19 protein-coding genes, 1 tRNA gene and 2 pseudogenes are annotated in these 23,373 nt (G+C 71.4%); 6 read left to right on the top strand and 16 right to left on the bottom strand.

The genetic code is table 11. From position 1 onward, the window contains the following. Nucleotides 1-160 precede the first annotated feature (160 nt). Both AKJ13_RS27220 and AKJ13_RS27215 read right to left on the bottom strand, forming a co-directional pair. Nucleotides 161-1,359, bottom strand: a pseudogene (locus AKJ13_RS27220) (IS256 family transposase). A 169-nt stretch (nucleotides 1,360-1,528) separates the two neighbouring features. Further along, nucleotides 1,529-1,751 (bottom strand): annotated as a pseudogene (locus AKJ13_RS27215) (hypothetical protein); the annotation flags it as partial. A 440-nt stretch (nucleotides 1,752-2,191) separates the two neighbouring features. On the opposite strand from AKJ13_RS27215, the gene AKJ13_RS31680 reads away from it, so the two are divergent. Further along, entirely contained in the window at nucleotides 2,192-2,491 is a 300-nt protein-coding gene (locus AKJ13_RS31680; protein WP_050736128.1) for a hypothetical protein, read from the top strand. Between the two features lie 523 nt (nucleotides 2,492-3,014). Here AKJ13_RS31680 and AKJ13_RS27200 read toward each other — a convergent pair. The 9 genes from AKJ13_RS27200 to AKJ13_RS27160 form a co-directional block, all read right to left on the bottom strand. Further along, a complete protein-coding gene (locus AKJ13_RS27200; RefSeq protein ID WP_050736126.1) occupies nucleotides 3,015-3,749 on the bottom strand; it encodes a hypothetical protein in 735 nt (244 codons plus the stop codon). A 46-nt stretch (nucleotides 3,750-3,795) separates the two neighbouring features. After that, nucleotides 3,796-4,053 (bottom strand): SPOR domain-containing protein, encoded by a 258-nt coding sequence (locus tag AKJ13_RS27195; RefSeq protein WP_244471760.1) that lies wholly within the window; start codon nucleotides 4,051-4,053, stop codon nucleotides 3,796-3,798. Between the two features lie 382 nt (nucleotides 4,054-4,435). After that, the gene (locus AKJ13_RS27190) at nucleotides 4,436-7,690 is read right to left on the bottom strand and encodes an ATP-binding protein (RefSeq protein ID WP_050736125.1); all 3,255 of its coding nucleotides are present in this window, start codon (nucleotides 7,688-7,690) and stop codon (nucleotides 4,436-4,438) included. Then, nucleotides 7,687-8,406, bottom strand: coding sequence for a hypothetical protein (locus AKJ13_RS27185; protein WP_050736124.1), 720 nt, complete (start codon nucleotides 8,404-8,406; stop codon nucleotides 7,687-7,689). Before AKJ13_RS27185 ends, AKJ13_RS27190 begins: the two co-directional genes overlap by 4 nt. Next, complete coding sequence (locus AKJ13_RS27180) at nucleotides 8,403-9,416, bottom strand: DUF559 domain-containing protein (protein WP_244471759.1); 1,014 nt, start codon at nucleotides 9,414-9,416, stop codon at nucleotides 8,403-8,405. Before AKJ13_RS27180 ends, AKJ13_RS27185 begins: the two co-directional genes overlap by 4 nt. Nucleotides 9,417-9,693: 277 nt before the next feature. Continuing rightward, nucleotides 9,694-9,912, bottom strand: coding sequence for a hypothetical protein (locus AKJ13_RS27175; protein WP_007568040.1), 219 nt, complete (start codon nucleotides 9,910-9,912; stop codon nucleotides 9,694-9,696). Beyond that, nucleotides 9,909-10,586 (bottom strand): acyl-homoserine-lactone synthase, encoded by a 678-nt coding sequence (locus tag AKJ13_RS27170; protein WP_050736123.1) that lies wholly within the window; start codon nucleotides 10,584-10,586, stop codon nucleotides 9,909-9,911. The genes AKJ13_RS27175 and AKJ13_RS27170 overlap by 4 nt, the downstream gene beginning before the upstream one ends. 87 nt (nucleotides 10,587-10,673) lie before the next feature. Then, a complete protein-coding gene (locus AKJ13_RS27165; RefSeq protein ID WP_050736122.1) occupies nucleotides 10,674-11,405 on the bottom strand; it encodes a LuxR family transcriptional regulator in 732 nt (243 codons plus the stop codon). A gap of 173 nt (nucleotides 11,406-11,578) precedes the next feature. After that, nucleotides 11,579-12,145: a DNA-3-methyladenine glycosylase gene (locus AKJ13_RS27160; protein WP_050736121.1), complete on the bottom strand. Its 567-nt coding sequence runs from the start codon at nucleotides 12,143-12,145 to the stop codon at nucleotides 11,579-11,581. A 322-nt stretch (nucleotides 12,146-12,467) separates the two neighbouring features. Here AKJ13_RS27160 and AKJ13_RS27155 point away from each other — a divergent pair, with 322 nt between their 5' ends. Beyond that, nucleotides 12,468-14,198 carry an adenylate/guanylate cyclase domain-containing protein gene (locus tag AKJ13_RS27155; RefSeq protein WP_144426410.1) on the top strand — a complete coding sequence of 577 codons (1,731 nt, stop codon included), beginning with the start codon at nucleotides 12,468-12,470 and terminating at the stop codon, nucleotides 14,196-14,198. A gap of 265 nt (nucleotides 14,199-14,463) precedes the next feature. Next, the gene (locus tag AKJ13_RS27150; protein ID WP_050736120.1) at nucleotides 14,464-15,750 is read left to right on the top strand and encodes a methyl-accepting chemotaxis protein; all 1,287 of its coding nucleotides are present in this window, start codon (nucleotides 14,464-14,466) and stop codon (nucleotides 15,748-15,750) included. Between the two features lie 96 nt (nucleotides 15,751-15,846). Here AKJ13_RS27150 and AKJ13_RS27145 read toward each other — a convergent pair whose 3' ends face one another. Next, nucleotides 15,847-17,082 carry an MFS transporter gene (locus tag AKJ13_RS27145; RefSeq protein ID WP_050736119.1) on the bottom strand — a complete coding sequence of 412 codons (1,236 nt, stop codon included), beginning with the start codon at nucleotides 17,080-17,082 and terminating at the stop codon, nucleotides 15,847-15,849. A 94-nt stretch (nucleotides 17,083-17,176) separates the two neighbouring features. On the opposite strand from AKJ13_RS27145, the gene gcvA reads away from it, so the two are divergent. Both gcvA and AKJ13_RS27135 read left to right on the top strand, forming a co-directional pair. Further along, nucleotides 17,177-18,064 carry a transcriptional regulator GcvA gene (gcvA, locus tag AKJ13_RS27140; RefSeq protein ID WP_050736118.1) on the top strand — a complete coding sequence of 296 codons (888 nt, stop codon included), beginning with the start codon at nucleotides 17,177-17,179 and terminating at the stop codon, nucleotides 18,062-18,064. Nucleotides 18,065-18,192: 128 nt separating this feature from the next. After that, nucleotides 18,193-20,334, top strand: a complete 2,142-nt coding sequence (locus AKJ13_RS27135) for a helicase-related protein (protein ID WP_050736143.1) — start codon at nucleotides 18,193-18,195, stop codon at nucleotides 20,332-20,334. Between the two features lie 61 nt (nucleotides 20,335-20,395). On the opposite strand, the gene AKJ13_RS32020 is transcribed toward AKJ13_RS27135, so the two are convergent. Both AKJ13_RS32020 and AKJ13_RS27125 read right to left on the bottom strand, forming a co-directional pair. Beyond that, complete coding sequence (locus tag AKJ13_RS32020) at nucleotides 20,396-20,800, bottom strand: TonB-dependent receptor (protein ID WP_082317163.1); 405 nt, start codon at nucleotides 20,798-20,800, stop codon at nucleotides 20,396-20,398. Further along, a complete protein-coding gene (locus AKJ13_RS27125; protein WP_050736116.1) occupies nucleotides 20,688-21,566 on the bottom strand; it encodes a TonB-dependent receptor in 879 nt (292 codons plus the stop codon). The genes AKJ13_RS32020 and AKJ13_RS27125 overlap by 113 nt, the downstream gene beginning before the upstream one ends. A gap of 333 nt (nucleotides 21,567-21,899) precedes the next feature. On the opposite strand from AKJ13_RS27125, the gene AKJ13_RS27120 reads away from it, so the two are divergent. Then, nucleotides 21,900-22,301, top strand: coding sequence for a hypothetical protein (locus AKJ13_RS27120; RefSeq protein WP_050736115.1), 402 nt, complete (start codon nucleotides 21,900-21,902; stop codon nucleotides 22,299-22,301). Nucleotides 22,302-22,312: 11 nt separating this feature from the next. Here the strand turns inward: AKJ13_RS27120 and AKJ13_RS27115 are convergent, their stop codons facing one another. Both AKJ13_RS27115 and AKJ13_RS27110 read right to left on the bottom strand, forming a co-directional pair. Beyond that, nucleotides 22,313-23,026 carry an FCD domain-containing protein gene (locus tag AKJ13_RS27115; RefSeq protein ID WP_050736114.1) on the bottom strand — a complete coding sequence of 238 codons (714 nt, stop codon included), beginning with the start codon at nucleotides 23,024-23,026 and terminating at the stop codon, nucleotides 22,313-22,315. Between the two features lie 140 nt (nucleotides 23,027-23,166). Beyond that, nucleotides 23,167-23,243: transfer RNA gene (locus AKJ13_RS27110), tRNA-Met, on the bottom strand. Nucleotides 23,244-23,373 lie beyond the last annotated feature (130 nt).

Genomic DNA, 23,373 nt, shown 5'->3' with positions numbered 1-23,373 from the left:
CGACACGGTCACCCGCAAGGAAATCCGCATCCGTCAGGCGAGGAACGCGGATACCGGCAGGGGCGCAGAAGACCGCGCAGGCAGGTCGTGTCGTGTCGTGTCCCCTGGCGTGTTGTAGCTTCGGCGTGGCCACCACGATCACCGGCCAGGGCCGGTTCGATCAGGCTGCCAGGGTTGGCAGGCTGACGAGGGGATCATCGCCGATCGGGGCGATGCTTTCCAGGGCCATGTAGCGCGAGCGCTGGACGGCCCATTCATCATTCTGCTCCAGCAGGATCGCGCCCACGAGGCGGGTGATGGCCGCCTCATTGGGGAAGATGCCGACCACTTCGGTGCGCCGCTTGATCTCGCCGTTCAGGCGCTCCAGCAGGTTCGTGCTGTGGACCTTGACCCGGTGTGCAGCCGGAAAGCCCATCTAGGCCAGTACGTCCGGCTCCACCTCATCCATCAGGGTAGCGAGCTTGGGCACCTTGGGCCGGAGTTGATCGGCCACCCGGCGCCACTGCTGACGGGCTGCGTCGGCGTCGTCCTGGGCAAACGCTGTGGCGATGAAGGCCGACACGTCGCGGCGACCCGAGCGGCCAGCATGGGCAAGCACGGTCCTCATGAAGTGCACGCGGCAGGGCTGCCAGGTTGCGTTCATCACCTTGGCCAACGACGCCTTGATGCCCTCGTGCGCGTCCGAGATCACCAGCTTCACGCCGCGCAGCCCTCGGCGGGCGAGCTTGCGGAGGAAGTCCGTCCAGAACGTCTCGGCCTCGGAGGAGCCGACATCCATGCCCAGCACCTCGCACCGGCCGTCGCTGTTGACACCAACCGCCACGATCACCGCCACCGAGACGATGCGGCCGTCCTGGCGCACCTTCACGTAGGTCGCATCAATCCTGAGGTAGGGCCACTCACCTTCGATCGGCCGGTCGAGGAACGCACCCACGAGCGCGTCGATCTCCTGGCAGAGCCGGCTAACTTGGCTCTTCGACACGCCCGTGCCACCCATGGCTTGGACCAAGTCGTCCACGGACTGGGTCGAGATACCCTGGATGTAGGCCTCTTGGATCACCGCCGTGAGCGCCTTTTCGGCCATCCGGCGCGGTTCCAAGAAAGCCGGGAAGTACGAGCCCTTACGCAGCTTGGGGATACGCAGTTCGCCTGTCCCAGCCCGCGTCTGCCAGTCCCGGTCACGATAGCCGTTACGCTGGACCAGCCGCTCGGCGCTCTTCTGGCCGTGGGCCGCACCGGTCAGGCCGCCACCTCCAACTCCATCAGCCGCTCGGCCGCAAAGCCGATCATGTCTCGCAGCAGATCGGTGTCGGCGCTCTTCTCCATCAGCCCGCGCAGGGCCATCATCTCGTCGGTCATCGGGGGTCTCTCGGGTTCGGGGTTGTGCTCGCAACCCGACGCTACCCGGCAACCATCGATGACCACCTCGCGAGGAACCCCGCCCGCTACAGCGCTATGGAAGGCGCGCGGACGGGCTTCCTCGCTACCGGCGAGCTACACCACCATCAGGGATACGACCGGCATCTCCTCGGCCCATCCGGTCCTTGGTGATCTTCTTCGGCCCGGCGGCCAGCGGCTCGAAGATCGTCGTCCCGAAATAGGCGTCGTCCGCGTCGTATTGCGCGTCGCCCGGGATCGTCAGCTGGTCCCAGGCCACCTCGCGGCATGGGGAAGCCTGCCGCCTCCTGGATCGCCTTCTCCAGGGCCGGATACCGGTCCTGACGGTAGGCGGCGATCGCCCGGCGCTCGGCTGCGATCACTGGGGCGGCGAGGAGGCCTACGATGCCGGCCGCGCCCGGGCGATCGCGGCGGCCGTGAAGTCCTGAACTGCGACGCCGTCGCGGCCGACGACCGGCGCCTGCGGCAGCGCTACCGGCGCGATCCGGCGGTGCTGCGCGCCCTCGACCGGGCCCGCAACCCGGATGGCTGACGCCGACGATCCGGTGCGCCGCCGGGTGATGCGGCTGCTCCGGGCCCCGCCCCTGGCCCTGCTGCTCGGCCTGGGCCTCGCACCGCTCTTCCTGCTGTTTCCGGCCCTGCCCGGCGGGCCGGAGCAGGATTCGAGCCTGCTGCCGGTCGCGCTCTGCTTGGCGCGGCGCTGCTGGGCGGGCTGGGTCGTCCTGGCGGCGACGCTACTCTCGCCCGTCGCCCTGCGCCTGGTGATCCTGCTCAGGCTCGACGGGAATCGGAGATGGACGCCGCTCTGTACGAGATCCGGCTCGCGGCCTGGATGGCCAGTCTCGCCTCAATCCTGCCGTGCCGGCTCCTCCTCGGGCGGTACCGGAGCGCCCGCCGCCGCGACAGGCTGGCCGGCGCGTCCCGGTCGAGCACGGGGCCTGAGGCCGCCCCGCCGGAATGGGACTCCGCATCGCCACGGATCGCCCCGCCTCACGCGGCGGCGGCAGCCGACGCCGCCCGCCTGTTCCGGATCATCGCGAACCCGGCCGCCACGATGATCCCGGCCAGCCCGAGCACGATCGAGAGACGGTGATTGTAATGTCGTCCTGTCCGCCTTCGGCGCCGCGAGGAGCCGGATCAGCCAGCCATGCTCCGGATGTACCGGTGGTGGATCCAACCGGCGCGGCAGGGACCCGCGTCGGGCGCGCGCCGCGGGATCGGCGAGGATACGCCGCACTCCGCCCCGCCGGTCCGGTCGCGCGGGGCATAGACCACGCCCCTCCAGGGCCCGCGGGCCTCGCACAGGCGGACCTTGTCGCCGGTGTGCAGCCGGTCGATCTTCCCGGTACGGCGTGCCGCCGGGGCCGCTGCGCATCGAGAGGAAGTTGTCGCCCCGCGCGTCGAGGCCGAGGATCTCGCCGACCGCGTCGCATGCATCCAGCTCGGCCTCGCCGCCGACGGCCACCGGGACGTCCAGGCCCTGCGCCGCCGCGGGGGATGCAAGGGCCAGGCGGGCGAGGAGCGACAGGCTTCAGAACAGAACCATGGACGGGCGATCCCTTAATCGCGGCGGCGCGGCGCCGGGCAGGCGGTGTTCGAGGCGAATCGAACGGCGCTCACCGCGGCGGGGCCGCGCTCCGGCGGGCATAGAGGCCGGTGAAGCTCACATTGGCGCCGCCGCAGGCGTTGTTGTCCCGGACCACGAGATAGGGGCCGCGCCGCCACAGCCGGACGCGGCAATCGTCCGGATCCCCGGCCGCGTAAGGCAGCGTCTTGTCCTCGCCCATCGTGAAGGCCAGGACGCCGTTCTCCGGCCGCGCCGTGCCGGCGACCGCGCCGATATGGAACGGGCCCTCGCCGCCGCGGCGCGCATCGCTCCGCCCCCAGGAGGCCTCGCCCTTGACCGCGAGGGCGTCCCCCGCCCCCGGCGTGATGGTCAGGTCTGCGTCCTGGCCGATCCAATGCCCGACGAGGTCCGCGGGGACGACCGCTGTCTCGGGCAGGGCTGCCAGGGCGCCGGTGGGCAGCCAGCCGGTCGTCAGGACGCCTTTGGCGTTGGTGAAGCCGGTGCAGGTGAAGCCCCCCGCGCTCCGGCTGCTCAGCACCGCGTCGCCGTCGGTGAGATAGGCGCGTCCCCGGCAGGCCGGGCTTGGGCTCGGGCATCCCTTGTTCGGGTCGTCCTCGACGAAGTAGGTGCGCGGCGCGCCCGTCCGCACGGTCGACGCCCGGGCCTCGTCGGCCTTCACGACGTCGGCCCAGTTGCAGCCGGCCCGGGCAGACGGCGCGGCGCCCGCGAGACCGAGGGCCGCCAGCGCCACGATACGGCCGCGCCGAAGGATTGTCGCCGGCATCCTGTCACCCCTCCTCCCGCCTGTGCGGAGCCCCGATCCGTCGCGCTCACTCGCCGGCATAGCGCCCTTGGCGGATGTAGGCGGTCGGCACGCAGGGGCGCAGGCGCGCGCGATCGGCTTCGGCCGCGGTCCAGGTCGCGTAGCCGCCGACCACCACGACATCGAACCCCTCGCTGAAGCCCACGAACTTGCCGGAGAAATCGTTGAACGGCTCCGGCCCGCAGCGGGCGACCGCCGCCGAGGCGCGCTGGACCGCCGCGTCCTGCACCTGGGTGTAGTCCGGATCCGCGAACGAGCCGGCCATGATCCAGGACGGCCCGCCGGCGTCGCGGCCTGCACGGATGCCGCGAAGACGAGAGTGAGCACTCCGATCAGGCGCAGACGCATGGATGCTGCTCGACCCCGGCGTTCGTCTGGGAACCCCTCACGCGGCGGCTGGACAGAGCGCCCGGATCGACTTGCCGAGGCCCCACCGTGTGCTTTCCGTTGCGTTTCGACGGGAATGAAGCACCGCGCGGCGAAAGCCGCAACTGCCGAGGGTTCCGGCGGGCGGTCAGGCGAAGACGTCGGCGACGTAGCGGCCGGTTTCCCGCTCGACCGTGTCGGCCTAGGCCTCCGCCTCCTCCGGCGTGACGGCCCGGGCCGCCTGGTAGATGCGCACGCAGGTCGCCCGCTCGGATCCGGGGTCACGCCCCCGCCGAGCGCCGGGCCGCCGCGACCACCTGCTCGGGGGTCGGCGGGTTCGCCGGATGGTGGCTCAGGCACAGGGGCGTGGTGAGCTTGGCCGGCCGGCCCGAGCCCTCGGTGGCGAAGTAGAACTCGCCCGCACCCAGCCGGCCGATATCGGAGGCGGCACCGCCATGGGCCGCCATGATCTCCTGGGCGGCCGCGATCGTCGCCGGGGCGCTCTGGCGGCCGAAGAACTGGGTCGTGCAGTTCGAGACGATCTGGTTGTGCAGACCTTTGGGCACCTGCGTCGCCACCACGAGCCCGAGCCCGTATTTGCGTCCCTGCGCCACCAGCTTGATGCCGCTGCCGAGGCTGGGGCTCGCCCGCTGGGCCGGCAGGAAGGTCTGGGCCTCGTCGACCACGTAGAGCATGCCGTGCGGGCTCGGATTCCGCTTGATCCAGCCGAACAGGGTCATCTGCAGCCGGTTCACGAAATCCTCGCGCGCCGCCTCCGAGCCGAGGCCCGACAGGTTGATCACCGAGATCCGGGTGCGGGCCGGATCGGCCCCGAAGAACAGCAGCTTGGGGTCGAGCACCGCGCCCTTCACCCTGAGCAGCGGGTTGGTCGCCACCGCGGCCCGGAGTTCGTCGGCCATCTTGGCCGCGTGCCTGGCGGCCTCGCCGATGTCGCTCACCCCGTCGGGCAGGTCCGCCAGCAGGGTGATGAAGTCGCCGAGACTGCCGCCGCGCTCGGCGAAGACCCGCAGGGCGTCGGCCAGCACGCCCCGCTGCAGGCCCTTCTTCGCGCCGGCCAGCGGCCCCAGGGTCTCGGCGGCCATCTCCACCGCCTGCTGGCGCTCGTCCGGGTCCGCGCCGATGCCGGAGAAGTCCGGCAGGACCGACAGGAACAGCGGGTTGCCGGCATTCACCCCGGGGGTCCAGACCACGACCTCGACGCGCTCGGCATAGGCCGCCGCCTGGGCGGCATCCGCGTCGGTGAAGGCGGCGGGCCGCTCGGGCCAGGAATCGCCGAGCCGCGACAGATCGTTGTTGGGGTCGATCACGATGGCCGGGATGCCGGCCAGCGCCGCCTCCTCCACCAAGCGGCGCAGCAGCACGGTCTTGCCGGAGCCCGAGCCCGCGATGATCGCCGTGTGCCGCGGCAGCAGCCGGATCGGCAGGCTCACCGGCTGCGCGTCGGCGTTGATCCGGCGCCCGACCGGGATCGCCTCCGGGGCGGATGGCGTCCGGCTGGACGAGAGGCCCTCAGCGGTGACGGGGGTCCTCCCTCCCCCCTCTGTGGGGGAGAGTGGACCCTGCGTCAGCAAGGGTCGGGAGAGGGGCAGCGCGACGCCAGCGGATGTCGCGTCCGACGCGACTTTTCCGGATACGGCGCTCCCCTCTCCCGACCCGCTTCGCGGGCCACCCTCCCCCGCAGAGGGGGGAGGGAAAGGCGTCCGTGTCCGGCCGTCGATCTTCTGCGCGGGCTCGGCGAGGCCGGCCCGGTGGAACAGGGCGGTGGCGCGCACGGGCTTCTGCGCCCGGAGCCAGGCCTCGAACCGATCGCGGCGGTCCTCCGCGTCGGCCTTGGCCTTAAGGTCGCGGAGCGCCACGAAGGTGCGCAGATCCGCCTCGTCCGGGTCGATCAGGAGGCCGCCGGCGGCCTTGAAGGTGTCGACCAAGTGCCGGGTCTTGTCGCCCCCCGGCACCGGGCCCCGCCGGACGATCAGCAACTCCCGGTCGGGGATGCGGGTCGAGATGCCCGACGCCGTCAGCGCCGCCCGCAGGCGGGCCTGGAACGCGATGGCGTTCTGGTGCTGGAGCGCCCGGTAGCAGACATGCCGCTCGCGGTCGTTCTCGTCCCGGTGGATGAAGGTCAGGCGCCCGTGCAGCGGCGGAATCCGCTGCTCCGGCTCGCCCTTGCTGGCCACATCCAGGGCATCCTCCGGGTCGTCCTCCAGGGCGTAGAGGTCGAAGGCGGCGCGCAGCAGGTCGCCAAGGCCGCCCTCGTCGTCGAGCAAGCCGTCGAGCGCGGCGCGCGTACGGGCCGCGTCGAGGTCGAACTCGTTCCCGGTCGCCGGATCGACCTGCTTGTCCCCCGGATGGACGAGATCATGGCAGACGTCCACGGTCCCTCGGGCCAAGCAGGCGCGGCGGACGGCGTCGCAGCGCATCAGCAGGGTGCGCGGCATCATCCCGGCCTCGGCCGCTTCCGCGATCGCCGCGGGGCTGAACGGCCATTCCGGGTGCGGCGGCACGAAGCCGGCGGCCCGATAGGCTGGGGCCAGACGGCCGCGGATCAGTGCGGCGGCCGCGACCTTATCGTTCATCCCCTGGAGCGCGATCGGCGCCTCGAACCGGTCGAGCAGCGGCTTGGCCGCGCGCTCCTCCAGACGGATCCAGGAATCCTGCAGGCAGGTCATCACGGTCATGCCGCGGCCGCCGACATCGTGCAGCTCGAGCAGGCCCGCGGCCAGCACCTCGGCGAGGCCGGCGCTGGCGTCGAGATCGTCGCCGGCGGCGAGGCGGCTGGCATCGATGACGCCGTCAATCTGGTCCAGGGCGACGAGCGTCGGGCCGCCGAGCCCCATGATCCAGGCCATGCCGCGCACGAGATCCACCGGAGCCGGCGGTGGCGTCCGGAACCCGAGCGATGCCCGCTCGGCCGGGTCGGCGTCGTAGCCCTGCAGCCAGGCATGGGCGAGGCCGACGGCGCTGAGATCCTGAGCGCGCAGCAGGCAGAGCGCCCGGAACACGTCCTGGTGCTTCAGGGCGCGGGGGGCGTCGACCTTCATCAGCGCCATGACCAGCAGGTCGACGATCCGGCGGGTATCCATGTTGGGCGTGTTGAACGCCGCCTCGACCTGTGCCTCGACCTTGAACCGGCGGGCGACCCCGGCCAGGACCGCGTCGGATTGCCGGCGCCCGTCCGGCATGGTCTGCAGCAAGGCCGTGAGGTAGCTCAGCGCCGCGCTGCGCCAGAAATCCGTGAGCCCGAGCACGTCGAGCAGCACGAACCAGCCGCCCGAAGCCCAGACCGCATGCCGAAGCTGGCCGATGAGGTGGGTCTTGCCGATCCCAGGCTGGCCGATCAGCGCCCGACCGTAGGGCCGCTTGTCCGCATCGCGAGCCTTGGCCTGCATCTCGGCGACCAGCAGCGGCACCAGCGCCTCGTTCGGGCCGCCGGTGGGCTCGGCTTCGGTCCAGACGCTGTCGAGGGTGCGCACCCAGTCGAAATCGACCCGGCGCAGGGCGTCGAGGGCGTCGGTCATGCCTGGATCCAGAGGAGGTGGAAGGGTTCGCCGGCCGGGCTGTAGGCGGCCTCGCGGTCGGCCGCCGTCAGGGCCTTCGGATCGCTGAGCTGGCTCAGCCGAGCGGTCTTGTCGCCCTTGAGGATGCGGGCGAGGCCGGCATCGACCGTGGCGCGGTCGAACTCGGCGAGCTGCACCCGCACGTCGCTGAGCCGGACGGCTCGGGCGCGGGCACCGCCCGTGAGGGCCAGATAGGCCTCCTCGATCCGGGCGCGCAGCGCGGCGGCGCCGGGTTTCTTCGTTGCGGGCGACCGGGTGGCCTTCTCGCCAGAAGCCTTCTTGGCGGGGGCTGTTTTGGCGGGGGCTTTTTTGGCCGACGCTTTCTTCGGAGCCGTATCGGCCGGCTCAGCCGGCTCGGGCGGGGCGCCGATGAAGTCGGCGAGCGTCCGTCCGCTCTGCCCGAGATGGACACCGAGCCGGGCCAGCCAGTCCTGCATCACCCGGAAGGCCGGCGGCAGCGCGGCGTCGAGATGGTCCCCGGCCCAGTGCCAGCCCCGGTCGGTCACGGAGAGGACGAAGGAGCGCCCGCTCTTCTCGACGGCGATCAGCCCGGCGGCGGCCAGCGCCTCGCGGTCGGCCTTCTTGACCGCCGGCACCACCTCCCCCTGTGGCGCCCGGCCGTGCCGGGCCAGCAGGCACCACAGGATCAGCGTCTGGGCGGGCGTCGGCGCACTCATCGGATCATCGCTCCCTCGGACGTTCGGCGCAGGCGCACCACGTCGCGGATCTTCTCCACCGCGCGCTGCAGGTCGGTCTCGACCTGCCCGTTGGTGATGCGCAGCACGAGGTAGCCGGCCGCCAGCAGCTCGTAGTCGCGGTGGCGGTCGGCGCTGAAGGTCGGGTCCAGGCGATGCTCGGGGCCGTCGAGCTCGACCACGACGCGGCCCGCCGCCCAGAGCAGGTCGACCCGCGGCCGCGTGCCGAACCGGGGCAGTGACACCGTCGCGTTGCCGGAGAACAGGGGGCCGAGCTCCGCATCCGCCCGCAGGGCCGCCTCGACGCGCTTCTCGACCGCGCTCGCCGGATGGGCGCGCGAGGGCGGGGCGAGGAACCGGGCCTCCACGGGAGCCGGGGGCCGCTGGACCGCGTGGGCGCCGTAGAGCACGCGGTCGTAGGGCGGCACCGGCGGCGGCGCGCTCGGGAACAGGGCGGCGACAGCGGTGCCATGGCGGCGGCACCATTCGAGCGCCTCGATGACCGGGGCGGCGCGCTCCGGGGTCGCCGGATCGAGCTCGGCCACCAGCACGAGGCCCGAAGGCGCCACCGCCCGCATCAGCTGCGCGAGTTCCAGGCTCCGGGCCGCCCGGCGGAACCGGGGCGGGCGTCCCGCGGCGGCGTGCTTGGCCGCGGCCTTGAGCCAGGGGCCGTGCGGCTCGGGGGCGGTCGGCGCGTGCTGCGGACTTTGCCAGTCCGGCCAGCGCGCCAGGGCGAGATCCGCGAGGTCGTCGAGCAGCCCGTCGAGGATCGCGGCGGTGCTGCGGCGCCCGGCGATGCGCAGCACCAGCAGGCTGTGCGCGGCCTCGGAGGCGTCGAGATACGGTCCGATTCCGTCGAGGCCGATGCCGACGAGGACCAGCCGCTCCCCGGTGCCGAGCCCGAGGATGCGGCCGGACAAGGCCGCGACCGGCAGCATCGGCAACGGCGACACACCCGGTAGACCCGGCGCAGGCTCGTCGGCGAGGGGCATCAGGGCCGTGGCATCCGCACGTTCGCTCCTGCGATCCGGACAGCGGGATTTCTGACCACATCCCGCTGGGGGCCAGCAAGCCCCTCGGGGGCTCTGAGGTTGTCGCACCGGGGGCGGATGTTCGCATGTTTCACCGCCCGATTCGCGCGCCCCCGTCATTCCGGCACCCTGCGGCTGAGGCCGGATCCCCCACCCGTTCCCGCATCCTGAGGTGGCGACGTGGGCGGGGATCCATCGCTTCCAGTCGGCCTCGCCCGCAGCCCCCTGTCTGCGCTCTTCAGTGCAGCGTGTCGTCCATGCAGGCTTCGTCCGCCACGTCGCGCGCCAGAGCGCGGCCGATATGCTCCACCAGCGGGCGCAGGGCGGCGAGCAGGCTCGGATCGCCGATCTCCTCGGCGGCGCGCCACAGCTCGATCGCGTGGTGGCCCAGGCGCACGATCGCCGGCTCCTCGCCCTCGCTCTGGCAGGCCCGGTTCAGGATGTCGGATACGCTCATGCGTGCAACCTCCGCTCGGCCGGCACAGGCAGCCGGACCGCCGGCGCCCGCGGGGCGTGCAGGGACGTCTCGTGCAAGGGCGAGGCCTGAAGGCCGAAGAACGCGCAGGAGGTCGCCACCGTGTCGGGCATCAGCCGGGCGTAGACCGCCAGGATCGCGTGGCCGTTGTAGCGGGTCGGCAGCCCCAGCGGCTCGACGTCCCAGCCGCAGGACATCAGCCGGTTGACCAGGATCGGGTGCGTCTGCGCCAGCAATCCGTCGAGGCCGCGCGCCCGCGCCACCTCGGCCGCGGCGGTGAAGATCCCGGCGGTGGCCGGGTCGATCAAGCCGGTGCGCCCCTCGCGCCGGGCCGGCAGCGTGCCGCAGCGGGTCCACTCGTAGACGGTGGCGCCCCGCGGCGCCGGCCCGCGCTCCGCCAGGTGCGGATAGACCTCCGTCAGCAGGTGCGGCCGGGTCGTCGGCAGGAGCCGCGTATAGGCGGTGATCTCGCCGCCTTCGAGATAGGCCAGGTGAATGCAGCCGGGGCCGTCGAACTGGTCGATCTCGCGGCCGTCGGGCCGGCGGCACGCCTCCCAGTTGAGCCGCTCCACGAAGAGCGTGTGCCGGAACCGATAGATCTTCTCCAGCAACACCCCGTGCTGGGAAATATTGTCGTCGTCGATAACCACAACCATGGATCATTCCCCCTGTCGGGGGAGTGATGCCGGGCCGCCGGTCCGAATGAGCCTCGTAAAATTACGAGGTCGGCAGCCGCCGCGCGGCTACGCTATGATGCCCTGCCGCATGGCTTCCGCGACGCACTGGACGCGGTTGACCGCATCGAGCTTGCGCGCGGCGTTCTTGAGGTGGAACTCGACGGTTCGCTGCGACGTGCTGAGGATCTCGGAGGCCTCCCAGCTGGTCTTGCCGGCCGCGGTCCAGCGCAGGCACTCGATCTCTCGCGCGGTGAGCCGGGGCGCCTTGCGCAGCGGCGTCCGGCCGCCCTCGCGGATCAGGGTCTCGGCCCGCTGGTAGGCGTAGATCGAGACCAGATGCAGCGCGGCCTTGGCCTCCTCGGACAGGTCGAGCCGGCGCGCCCCGAAGCTGACGCCGCCGCCCGGCCCGGCCAGGTGGTGGATCGGGACGCAGAACCCCTCCGACAGCCCGAATTCGGTCGCCTCGCCCATGACCCGGGCGGCCGCGACCTCGTCGGACCGATAGGGCGCCTCGCTCCAGAGGAACGGCTCGGTGGTGCGCTTGACGTGGTTCGCCACCGGGTCGATCCGCAGGTAATCGCGCTCGAAATAGCGCTTCCGCCAGCCTTCCGGCCAGGCCGGCACGAGCGCGCAGCTCTGCGTGGAGATCTCGTGCTCCGCCGGCAGGTTGGTGATGATGAAGGCGTCGTATCCGAAATACGCGCCCGCCGCTCTCATCTCACGAAGGATGTCGGGAATCTTCGACGCCAGCTTGAGACGGCTGACGATATCAAAAGCCTTCTGGCTGTCCTGGCTCACCGAAAGTCCGAATGCTTGTAGTTCTGAAATCTTCCCGACCTGTAGTTGCAACAAATGCAGTCTACACGGAACAAACCTATACATGAGGTTGCCGGGCCGGCCAAGCGTAGAGCAGGGCTTTCCACGATCCGTCCGGTTCCGACACACGGCGCGCCCCGTCCCGGAGCCGTCCCTCACCCCGCGGTCCGGGCAACCCGCCGCACCGGCCGGCTGACGAACCGGGAGCCGGCGAGCAAGAATCGCCAGGGCGTCTCGGCGCCGCGGGTGATCCCGATGCGCCGATCCGCCGCGACCGTGACGGGCTGCGTCCGGGGCGCGAACCTGAACGGCGCCTGCGCCACCGACAAGCCGTCCATCGCCCCGGTGATGCCGAGCGCCTGGCACAGGCGGCCCGGCCCGGCGCAGAGCAGCCGCGGATCGCCGATGCCCCGGCGCTCCGCCATGGCGGCCAGGCCCGCATTCGGCTCGATCGCCCGCAGCAGCACGGCGCTGCCGGGCTCGCAGACCAGGTTCAGGCACCAGTGCAGCCCGTAGGACCGGTAGACGTAGACGTGCCCCGGCGGCCCGAACATGCTGGCATTGCGCTTCGTCGGGCCGGCGAAGCTGTGGGAGGCCGGGTCGGTCCGGTCGTAGGCCTCGGTCTCGACAATGACGCCCCCCGCCTCGCCGACCCAGAGCCCCGCCCCGATCAGGTCCGCAGCCACCGCGGCGGCGCTTCGGGCGAAGAACGGGTCGGGCATCGGGCCTGTCCAGGTGTCGTGCGGCGGGTGTCATCCAGCCTAGGCAACGCCCGGCGAGCGTTCCGGGTGATGGCTTTTACGCGCGCGGCCGCCGCCCCGGACCCGCCGCCAAATTGGCTGGCAGGCGGGCGATCCGTCGAAGGGACCCAGCACACGGCGCGGCTCCATTCCGTCTCTTCGAAGGGATCGCGACGGATGCCGAGGCCGGTCCCGGCCCGAAACTCGCCGGCAAGTAGAAATACAACGGAGGCCGCGGGTGCGGTTTGCTGGTAGGACAGGCCGGCCAGACCGGGCCCGCTGCCGATCTCGTCGGACCTCCAGCATGACGCGCACCTCGTCGATCGCGACGCTCCGAACCTCCGCCGGAGGCTCGCAGGCCGCCCCGATCCCGCTGCGCGCCCGGATCCGGCCCGGCCTGACCCTGCGCCGCCTCCGGCTCTGGAGCGGGCTGGTTCTGTTCGCCTACATCCTGACCCACCTGACCAACCACGCGCTCGGCAACGTCTCCTTCGATGCCATGGAGGACGGCCTCGGCGTCGCCTCCGCGCTGTGGCTCAACCCGCTGGGCCTGGCCCTGCTCTACGGCGCGCTGGTGATCCACCTGCTGCTCGGGCTCCAGGCGCTCTACGCCGCCCGCTACTTCCGCTGGCGTCCCGGCGAGGTCGTGCAGATGGTCTCCGGGCTACTGATCCCGCCGCTGCTGGTCAGCCACGTCGTGGGCACCCGGATCGCCTTCGCCACCGAGGGGCTGGAGAAGGGCTACGCGCAGGAACTCAACGCCTTCTGGGTCGCGGCGCCGCATCAGGGCGCGATGCAGGCGGCGATGCTGGTCATCGCCTGGATTCACGGCTGCTCCGGACTGTATTTCTGGCTGCGGCTGAAGCCCGCCTTCGGGCGCGCCGCGCCCTGGCTCCTGGCGGTCGCGGTGCTGGTGCCGGTCCTGGCGCTGCTCGGCTTCGTGCAGGGCGGCCGGACGATCCTCGTCCTGGCGCAGGACCCGGCCTGGCGCGCCGCGGCGCTCAAGCCCGTCCATGTCGGGTTGCCCGACCAGGTGGCCCGGCTCGGCGCGATCCGGGACGGGATGCTGTTGACCTATGCCGGATTGGTCGCCGCGGTGATCGCCGCCCGCGGCGTCCGGACCCTGGCAGAGGTCAAGCGCGGGACGATCCGGCTCAGCTATCCCGACGGAAAGGTGGTCCGGGTGCCCCGCGGCACCAGCGTGCTGGAGGCGAGCCGGCGCAACCGGATCCCCCATGCCAGCGTCTGCGGCGGCCGCGGCCGGTGCTCGACCTGCCGGATCCGCGTGCTCGACGGCAGTGCCGACACGCCCGCCGCCGGCCGGGCCGAGCGCGCCGTGCTGGAGCGGATCGCCGCCGGGCCGGCGGTGCGCCTCGCCTGCCAGTTCCGGCCCGAGGCTGACCTCGCCGTGGTGCCGCTGTTCCCGCTGCCGCCGCGGGTGCGGCAGGCGGACCTCCTCGACCGGGCGCAATCCGGCGAGGAGCGCTTCATCGTGGCGATGTTCGTCGACCTGCGCGGCTCGACCCGGCTCGCCGAGGAGCGCCTGCCCTACGACACGGTGTTCATCATCAACCGCTTCCTCGGGGCGGTCGGCGACGCGGTGCGGGACGCCGGCGGCTCGACCAACCAGTTCCTCGGCGACGGGCTGCTGGCCCTGTTCGGCCTCGAGACCGACCCCGAGCCGGCGGCCCGCGACGCGCTCCGGGCGGTGGAGTTGATCGCCGAACACGTCGCCACCCTGAACGAGCTTCTGGCCGCCGACTTGGAGCACACCCTCCGGTACGGGATCGGCGTCCATGCCGGCCTGGCGATCGTCGGTGAGATGGGCGACGCCACCGATGCGCGCTTCACCGCGCTCGGCGACACCGTCAACGTCGCGTCCCGGCTCCAGGGGCTGACCAAGTCTTTGGGCTGCGTGGCCGTCGTGTCGGAGGCGGTCTACCGGGCCGCCGGCGACGTCCCGGCGGCGATCCGGGACGTCGCGGTGGATGGACGGTCCGATTCCGTCCGGGTCAGCATGATCGGGATCGCCTGAGGGATCGCACATCGACGCGATCGGGCGAAGGGGCAGATCAGGTGCAGGTCTGGAGCATCTGCAAACGCGTACCCACGCCACCTGCCACAGAGATGACTCGCCTGCTACAAATAAAACTGATAAGACAATTGGGATCTAATCGAAGCTGACGTGTCTCTTCGGGAACTTGAGTCAGATATAAGTCGTTCATGTTCGATTATTTTTGGCCGTTTTAAATAAAAGATAAGCCGACCTACCTTGGGTCGCGCTAAGCAGAGGAAGATCAATGTTTGCACGACATCGGGACGCGTCGGAACTGCTCCAACTCCTCCAGGCCCACGCCGGGGTCGGCCTGTGGGACGCCATTCTGCACGAGGGCGATCCCGCGCATCCGAAGAGCCGGTGGACGTGGAGCCCGGAATTCCGTCGGCTCGCCGGTTACCGCTCGGAGGCGGAATACCCGAACACGATGGACTCCTGGTCGAAGCGTCTGCACCCGGACGATGTCGGCCCGACCTTCGCGGCCTTCGGAGCCGCCCTCAAGAACGTGAACAACAGGGGGGCGTACGACGTCAGATACCGGCTTCAGATGCCGGACGGGACATATCGCTGGTTCCGCGCCGTGGGCGGCGTCTCGTTCAATCGGGCCGGCGTCGCGCAGCGCGCCTGCGGCTCGCTCGTCGATATCCACGCCGAGGTGGAGGCGCTCGAATCCAGCAAGCGGCACTCTCAGCAGCTCGAGGGGCTGATCGCCGAGTTCGACGCTAACACGACGTCGGTGGTCACGTCCCTGTCGGCGGCCGCGAAGGAGATGGAGACCGTCGCGCGACGGATGGCGGGCTCTGCCGATCAGGACATGCGGCGGACCGGCGAGGTTGCGGCGGCAGCGACGCAGACGTCGAACAATGTCGGGGTCGTCGCGGCGGCTGCGGAGCAGCTCGGCTCCTCCGTCTCGGAGATCGGCCAGCAGGTCGACAATTCAGCCCAGCTCGCCCGGTCCGCGGTGACGGAGGCCGAGGAGACGACGAGCCTGATCACGGATCTCGACGCGGCCGCCGCGAAGATCGGCACCGTCATCGCGGTGATCTCGTCGATCGCCGGCCAGACCAACCTGCTGGCGCTCAACGCCACGATCGAAGCGGCCCGGGCCGGCGAGGCGGGCCGGGGCTTCTCGGTCGTCGCCGCCGAGGTGAAGGAGTTGGCGGCCCAGACCACCCGGGCGACGGAAGAGATCACCGCCCAGATCAGCCAGATCCAGTCGGCCACCCAGCGTGTGGTTGCGGCGATCGGCAACGTCGCGGGGCGGATCCGCGAGATCGACACCACCACGACCACGATCGCTGCCGCCGTGGAGGAACAGGAGGTCGCGACGCAGGAGATCGTCCGCACGATCGAGCAGGCCGCCGCGGGGACCGGGGAGGTCACGCACAATATCGGGGAGATCGCGTCGAGCGCGCAGGAGAACGGCACGGCCGCCGCCGGGGTGCTGAACGCTGCGCTTCAGGTCTCGAACCATGCCGAGCGTCTCGGCAGTGCGGTACACGGCTTCCTGGATCGGATCCGCGCCGCCTGAGACGCGCAGTCCGCGACAGAAACCGTCGCCCGACGGCCGGCATCCGACACCTCGCTGATGGATGCCGGCCGCAATACGCCCCGGACCGAACACCAATCAGGCCCGCCGCGCCGTCTCGACCCGGAGGGACGGCGCCAGCGCCAGCATGAGCGGCACCGCGGCGAACGCCGTCGCGGCCGCCGCCGCCGCCGCCCAGTGTGGCCCGGCCGCGTCCCCGAGCCGGCCGTAGAGCAGCGGCGCCGCCAGGGCGCTGCCCCCGAGCGTGCAGGTGTAGAACACCGCGAACGCCCGCTCGACCCGGCCGCCCGGGGCCAGTTCCGGCACCGTGCCGTACAGGACCGACGAGGTGCCGTTCAGCATCACGCCGAGCAGCGGCAGCAGGATCAGCGCCGGGGCGAGCGGCAGGGCGATCACCGCTAGGATCGCGGCCGCGGTTCCGGTCTCGGTGAGCAGCACGGTCTTGGTCACGCCGAGGCGCTCCCCGAGCCGGCCGCACACGGCCTTGCCGAGCGCCCCGCCGATGAACACCAGCGAGAGCGCGAGCCCCACGGTGGTCAGTGCCGCGCCCTTCTCCTGCAGCAGGAACGGCAGGTAGAGCAGGAAGGCCGGGCGGGCGGCATTGTCGAGGGTACCGATCGCGACGAGGAGGCCGAAGCCGGGCCGGGCGCCGGCTCCGTCACCGGTGCCGATTGTGGCCTTCGTCCGCTCCGTGTGTGATCTGGACTCACGCGGCAACCAGCGGCCGACGCCGAGCGCGACCGCGACGCCCAGCCCGGCGATCACCCAGAGCGCCGTGCGCCAGCCCGACAGGGTCAGCAGGAAGCCGACCAGCGGCGACACGGCCGCCTTCCCGAGATCGCCGGCGAAATTGTAGGTGCCGAGCGGACCGCGCGCCGCGGCCCCGTAGGCCCGGGCAATCACCGTCGAGGCCAGCGGGTGCTGGGTGCTGCTGCCGGCGCCCCCGAGCAGCAGGCCGACGCAGAGGCCGATCAGGCCGCCCGATGCCCCGGCCAGCGCGTAGCCGCCCGCGCTGAGCAGCGTGCCGAGCACCAGCACCGTGCGGGCGCCGAATGCCTGGGCGAGCCGGCTCGCCGGCATCTGCAGGGCCGCGAGCGCGCCGTTATAGAGCGAGCGCAGCAGCGCCAGCGCGACGTAGTCGAGGCCGAACTCCGCCTGCCAGACCGGCAGCAGCACGTAGATCAGGTCGGTGTAGCCGTCGTGCAGGGCGTGGTTGATCCCGGCGATCACCAGGGTGCGCTTGTCCTCGATGCGCTTGGCCGCCCGGTCCGGGGCGTCGTCGAGCGAGGCGGTGAGCTCCGATGCGCGGGCCATCCTGGGATCCTTGTGCTTCCACCACAGGATGCGGATCTCGCGCCCGGCTGACAAACGCCTTATGCTGACGCTCGCGTGAGAAAACCTGACAGCGATGCACCGCCGCCTGCCGCCGCTCAACGCGCTGAAGGCCTTCGAGGCGGCGGCCCGGCACGCCAGCTTCACCCGGGCCGCCGAGGAGTTGCGCGTGACCCACGGGGCGGTGAGCCGGCACGTCCAGATGCTCGAAGGCTGGCTCGGCGTGCCGCTGTTCGAGCGCCACAACCGGCGGGTGGTGCTCACCGAGGCCGGGCGCAGCTACGCCGCCGAGATCGGCGCCGCCCTCGACCGGGTCGCCCTGGCGACCGCCCGCCAGGTCGAGCGCGGCCGGCCGCGCCTGCTGCACGTCAACGCGCTCGCGACCTTCACCCTGCGCTGGCTGATCCCGCGACTGTCCGGCTTCCAGGTCGCGCATCCCGCCATCGAGGTCCGGCTGACCACCTCCAACGTACCGCTGGCGAACCTCGTCGACCCGTTCGACGTGGCGATCCGGGGCGGGCCGCAAACACGCCCCGGCCATGTCGCGCAGCCGTTCCTCACCGAGCGGCGCATCCCGGTCTGCAGCCCGGCCCTGCTGCAGCGCCTGCCCCTGCAGGAACCGGAGCAGTTGCGTCACCACACCCTGCTGCACGCGGCGACGCTCCCGGAGGTCTGGCCGCACTGGCTGCGCGCCGCCGGGGTGCCGGACCTGGTCCCCCAGGCCTCCGTGACCCTGGAGCATTTCTACCTGACCCTGCAGGCCGCCCTCGACGGTCTCGGCGTGGCCATGGGCCCGGAGCGCCTGATCGCCGACGACCTGGCGGCCGGCCGCCTGACCCGCCCCTTCGCGGGCCCGTCCCTGCCGGCACGGAGCTACTACACCTACGTACCGGAAGCCCGGGCCGAGGACCCGACCGTGCGCGCCTTCTGCGCCTGGCTCACCGAGGCGGCGCACGAAGCCTGACGCGCCGGGGATGGCGTCGGGGGTCGGACTGGCGCAAGGATGGTTGTCGGGCAAGGATGCTTGTCAGGAACGCGTTCGACGGCGGGGTCCAGCGCCGACCGGTGAGCGCCGCGGCCGAAGGTGAGTTCATGGCGCGCAAGCGTCTCCGTCCCACGACCGTCTACCTGTCCGAGGCCGTGGCGCGGCTCGGGCTTTCCCCGGATTCCATCGATCTGGAGACCCTGCGCGCCGATCTCGAACTGCCGGAATTCGGCGCCGAGGTCGACGACGAGCGGGTCGCCGACGTTTTGCGCGCCCGCCAGAAGGCCCGGGCCTTCGCGGAGACCGGCGTCCCGGCGGTCCGACAGGCGATCCCCGCGCTCAGGGCCGCCATCCTGCGGGACCGCCGGGTGATCTGGACCATCCGGACCGAGATCCCGCTCCTCGATAACGGCCGCCTGGACCTGCGGATCGACAGCGCCCCGGACCCGGCGGCGGCCGAGATCCTGGCCCGCATGGCGGCCCGGAACGATCCGGCGCACCGCATCGAGACCCTGCGGGCGGCGGTGGTGGAACGCGCCGACGAGGTCACCCGGACCCTGAGCAAGCCGGTCGAGCGCCTGCGGGCACAGATCATCCAAGATCTGCGCGAGGTCGGGGCCGATGCGGCCGCCTATATCGCCCATCTGGACCGTTCGCTGCGCTCCCGAGTGTTCACCTACGGGCCGAAGCTGGCGCGCTCCCTGAACGACACCCTCACCCCCGTCCGGCGCCACGCCAAGGCGGTGGCGAGCGAAGGCTCGCGCCTGCGCCGCCTGCGCGATCAGGTCGGCTTCGGCGCCTATATCGAGCGCTTCGCCGCCGCCCGCCGGCTGAACCGCCGGATCCTGTTCCACATGGGACCGACCAATTCCGGCAAGACCTACGCGGCCCTGCAGATGCTGACGGCGGCTTCCAACGGCACCTATCTGGCGCCCCTGCGGCTGCTCGCCCTGGAGAATTACGAGGCCCTGCGCGAGCGCGGGCTCCGGGCCGGGATGGTCACCGGCGAGGAGGTCCTGGGCGATCCCGAGCCGACCCACACCGCCCGCACCATCGAGACCGCCGACCTGACCCGCCCGATCGACGTGGCGGTGATCGACGAGATCCAGATGCTGTCGGATCCCGATCGCGGCTGGGCCTGGACCAACGCCCTGTTCGGCGTGCCCGCCCGGACCGTGGTCGTGTGCGGCTCCGACGACGCCCTGTCCTACGTCCGCCGCGCCGCCGAGGCCGCCGGTGAGTCGCTGGAGGTCATCCCGTTCACCCGCAAGTCGCCGCTGCTGCTGCTCGACGCGCCGGTCCCCCTGGAGAAGGTCGAGCCCGGGGACGCGGTCGTGGCGTTCTCGCGCCGGGCCGTGCACGAGAACCGCGAGATCCTGGTCGCCCGTGGGCACCGGGTGGCGACGATCTACGGCGCCCTGTCGCCGGAGGTGCGCCGGGCCGAGGCCACGCGCTTCCGCACCGGCGAGGCCAACGTGCTGGTCACCACCGACGCGATCGGCATGGGGCTCAATCTCGGGCCGCTCCGGCGGATCGTGTTCTCGACCGTGCGCAAGTGGGACGGCACGAAGGAGCGCGGCCTGACCAATTCCGAGATTCGCCAGATCGCCGGCCGGGCGGGCCGCTACGGCCACCAGGATGTCGGCTACGTGGCGGCGACAGACGCGATCGCCGTCGAGCCGATCCGGGTCGCGCTGTCGGGCGCCCCCACGGCGCCGGCGGCCGATTCGCGCTTCTTCGTCCGTCCGGATCTCGGCGCGATCCGCTCGGTCGCCGAGGAGATGCAGACCCACAGCCTCTACGAGGTGCTGACCCATTTCGCCCGGGCCACCTTCTATGCCGGCTCGCCGTTCCAGCCCTCGGCCCTGGAGGAGATCCTGGAGGTCGCGCGGGTCATCGACCGGGCGCGGTTGCCGATCGAGGAAAAATTCGCTTTCTCGGTCTGCCCGATCAACCGGCGCGACGAGATCGCCATGGGCATGCTCGAGCGCTGGAGCCAGGCCCGGGCGGCGCGCACCACGGTCCCGGCCCTGCGGGCGAGCCTGACCGGGGAACTCGACTACCAGGAGCGGACCGTCCGTCTCGCCAGCGCCTATCTGTGGCTGTCGCGCCGCTTCCCCGACACGTTCGACGACGTCGAGGCGATCCGGCACATGCGCGGCCGCGCGAACGACGCCATCGAGCAGCATCTGCGCGAGACCGCGACCCGCAAGGCCGAGCGCCGCACCCGCCGGGCGGGCACGCGGTAAAGCATCATCCCGAAAGGTGGTTGCCGGCTTTCGGGATGATGCGACATCAAGACTTGACCCCTCACCAGAGGTAACCGAGGCTGGCGATGACGGTCCGGCCGTTCCCGTAGAAGCAGCCGCCCGCCGCGAAGCAGGAGGCGATGGTGGTCCGGTTGAACAGGTTCGCGGCGTTGATCGCGGCTTGCCAGCCCGCGAGCCCAGGATCGGCGGCGCCGAGATCGTAGCGGATCGCCGCATCGACCAGGGTCACGGCCGGGACGGAAAAACCGTTGGCGGGATCGCCGGCACTCCGGCCGATGACGCGGGTTCCGCCGGCGAGGCTGGGGCCCGCGAGCGGCCCGCTCGGGAACCGGTCATTCGCCCAGAGCGACACCAGCTGGTCGGGCACGGCGACGAAGCGCTTGCCGATGAGCGCCGGGTTGCTGTCCCGGCGCACGGTGGTGTCGAGGTAGGTATAGGCGCCGATCAGATCGAGGCTGTCGGATAGGGTCGCCCAGGCCTCGAACTCGATGCCGCGCGGCGGTATCGAGCAGGGACCAATCCTGCCGGCCCCCGACCGTGACCGCCCAGTGGTCCAGGCGCACCTGGTCCTGGGCGTAGAGGCCGACGCGGCTCCAGTCCCGACGGGTGCTCGGCGTGGCGGGTGGACGCGCGAAGGGCCGGCCGTAGACCGGCGCCGCAAAGTCGATCGGCGGCACCGCGCCGAAGCCCGAAGCGTTCACGTCCGCCCGGGAGCCCTGATAGCCGAGCCCGAGCAGGATCGTATGGCCGACCGCTCCGGTGGCGAAATCGGCCTGCGCCTGGTTGTCCAGGGACAGGCCGTCGACCGCCTCCCGCGACCAGGAGGCCGAGCGTTCGAGCAGGTTCGCGGTCGCGCCGAACGGGGCGAAAGAGTTGATCGCCACGCCTTCGAAGCCCGTATCGATATGGGCGTAGCGCAGGTTCTGGCGGACGGTCCAAGTATCGTCGAAGCGGTGCTCGAAGGCGTAGCCGATCATCGCCTGCTGGCGGTCGTACGCATCGAAGCCGGGCTCGCCCGGGAAGAAGCCGCGCCGGATCCGGCCGAGCGCGCCGGGGAACAGGGTCCCCTCGGCCGGGAGCCAACCCGCGAAGTTGTTGTGCGGGTCGTTCTGGTAGAAGCCGAGCAGGGTGAGGTGCGTGTCGTCGTCCGGCCGCCAGGCCAGCGCCGGCGCCAGGACGAGTCGCTGCGCCCGTGAAAGATCGGCCTGCATGTCGACCCGCCGGACTCGCTCGGTGGCTGGGTGCCAAGGCGCGGCTCGGCGCGATGCCGGAACGCCCCGCGCCCGGCATCCGGTCCTCCGCATGGAGGGCTGCCGTGGAGACGAACAGGATCACGGCCAGCACGCATGTTACTTCGGGTGGGCGGGGGCTCGGGCGCTGCGTCTGGCCAATGCGTGCGACGGCGTGCGGATCCTGCGGGCGCCGAGACATGGCTGGGCTCCTGTCTGGGAAGCCCAGCGCTAAGGCGATTGCTGCCCTCAGTGAGTAAAGATAGGATGATTGGATGAAACTATCTTTTCGCGGTATTTTAAGGAGCCCGCAGCATGGACCGTGCGGCCTTCACCCTCCACGACGTCTCGGCCTTTCCCGTCGTGCGGATGCGGAATGGGGATGCCTGCGCGCCTGGCTACGCACCGGCCTGGTGCCGGGAAATGGACGCGCTTCTCAGGCGCAACACCTCTTTCGTGCTCATCTATGAGGGCCGCCGAAACGACGAGCCGCACGACGATCGGGTCGCCCGCGGGCTGTGGCTGAAGCGGAACAAGGACGCCTTGGCGGAGCGCTGCCGCGCCCTGATCATCGTCGAGCCTGACCAAGATCGGCGCGCGGCTCTGGAGGCTGCCTTCCCCGGCCTGGTCCGCGCCTTCGGTACACCGCAGGCCGCCTGCGCTACCGATGAGGAGGCGGTCGCGCTGGCCGGGCAGGCCCTGCGCGCGACCGGCTGAACGGCGCGCAATCAGTGGTCGGCGGCAGCCGGCCCGTCACGCTCAAGCGCGTCGAGGATCGGGCTGACGATCGCCCGGGCGGCCTCCGCGGCCCCCGCTTCATCGCGGTCCCGGATCGCGTCGACGACCCGGCGATGGGCGGCGAGGTCCGGCTCGGGCAAGGTCCGGTCGGCCAGCGCAGCGCTCGTGCTGCCGTGCAAAGCCAGCGCGAAGTAGCGATAGAGTTCTACGAGGGCGGCGTTACCGCCGCTTTGGGCGACCGCGACATGGAAGGCGATATCGCGCTCGATGAAGCCCGCCAGATCGCCGTCCTGGGGACGCTCCCCGCGCGCCTCCAGCAGTTCCTCGAGCCGTCGCACGTCGTCCACATCCCGGCGGGTCGCGGCCCGGCGCGCCGCCTCGGTCTCGAGCAGCGCGCGCAGCTCGAAATGGTCGCGCAGGCTCGCATGGGTGACCCGACGCATGACCTCCGCCGGGTCGACGTTGAGGCGGACATAGGTCCCGTCCCCCTGCCGCACCTCCAGGACCTTGGCATGCGAGAGCACCCGCACCGCCTCCCGCACGGTGTTCCGCCCGACCTGCAGCATCTCGGCGAGTTCGGCCTCCTTCGGGATGCGCGCCCCGACCTTCCAGCGGCCGGTCTCGATCTGCATGCGAATGAGTTCGATCGCGGAATCGACCAGGGAGCGTCGGGCGGCCTGAGGCAGGTTCAAGGTCGGGGGCATGGGAGCAGCTTTACGGCAGGATGCAGGATCATCCCACGTCTGAACCGTCTCTTCGATCGGCCTGTTTGGCAAGCATGGCCCTGAGCACGAAAAAGCCGGCCCGCGTTGGCGGACCGGCTTTGGTGTGGTGGTGTGATGGTTGGTTGCGGGGACAGGATTTGAACCTGTGACCTTCAGGTTATGAGCCTGACGAGCTACCGGGCTGCTCCACCCCGCGCCAAGGTTGTGCGGCTGGTCCGGGCTGGCTGATCGCCTGTGGGGGCGGGCTCCGGGGCCGTCGCGCTGATCGTGATCGAGGGAATGGTGTGATTGCGTTGTGCGGGTCTGGCGGCGACCGACTCTCCCGT

Origin of the sequence: Methylobacterium sp. ARG-1, from assembly GCF_001262595.1 — a bacterium.
In the GTDB taxonomy this organism is placed as follows: Bacteria; Pseudomonadota; Alphaproteobacteria; order Rhizobiales; family Beijerinckiaceae; genus Methylobacterium; species Methylobacterium brachiatum.
Note: the sequence above shows the minus strand (reverse complement) of the source record. Positions and strands in the feature narration are given on the sequence as shown.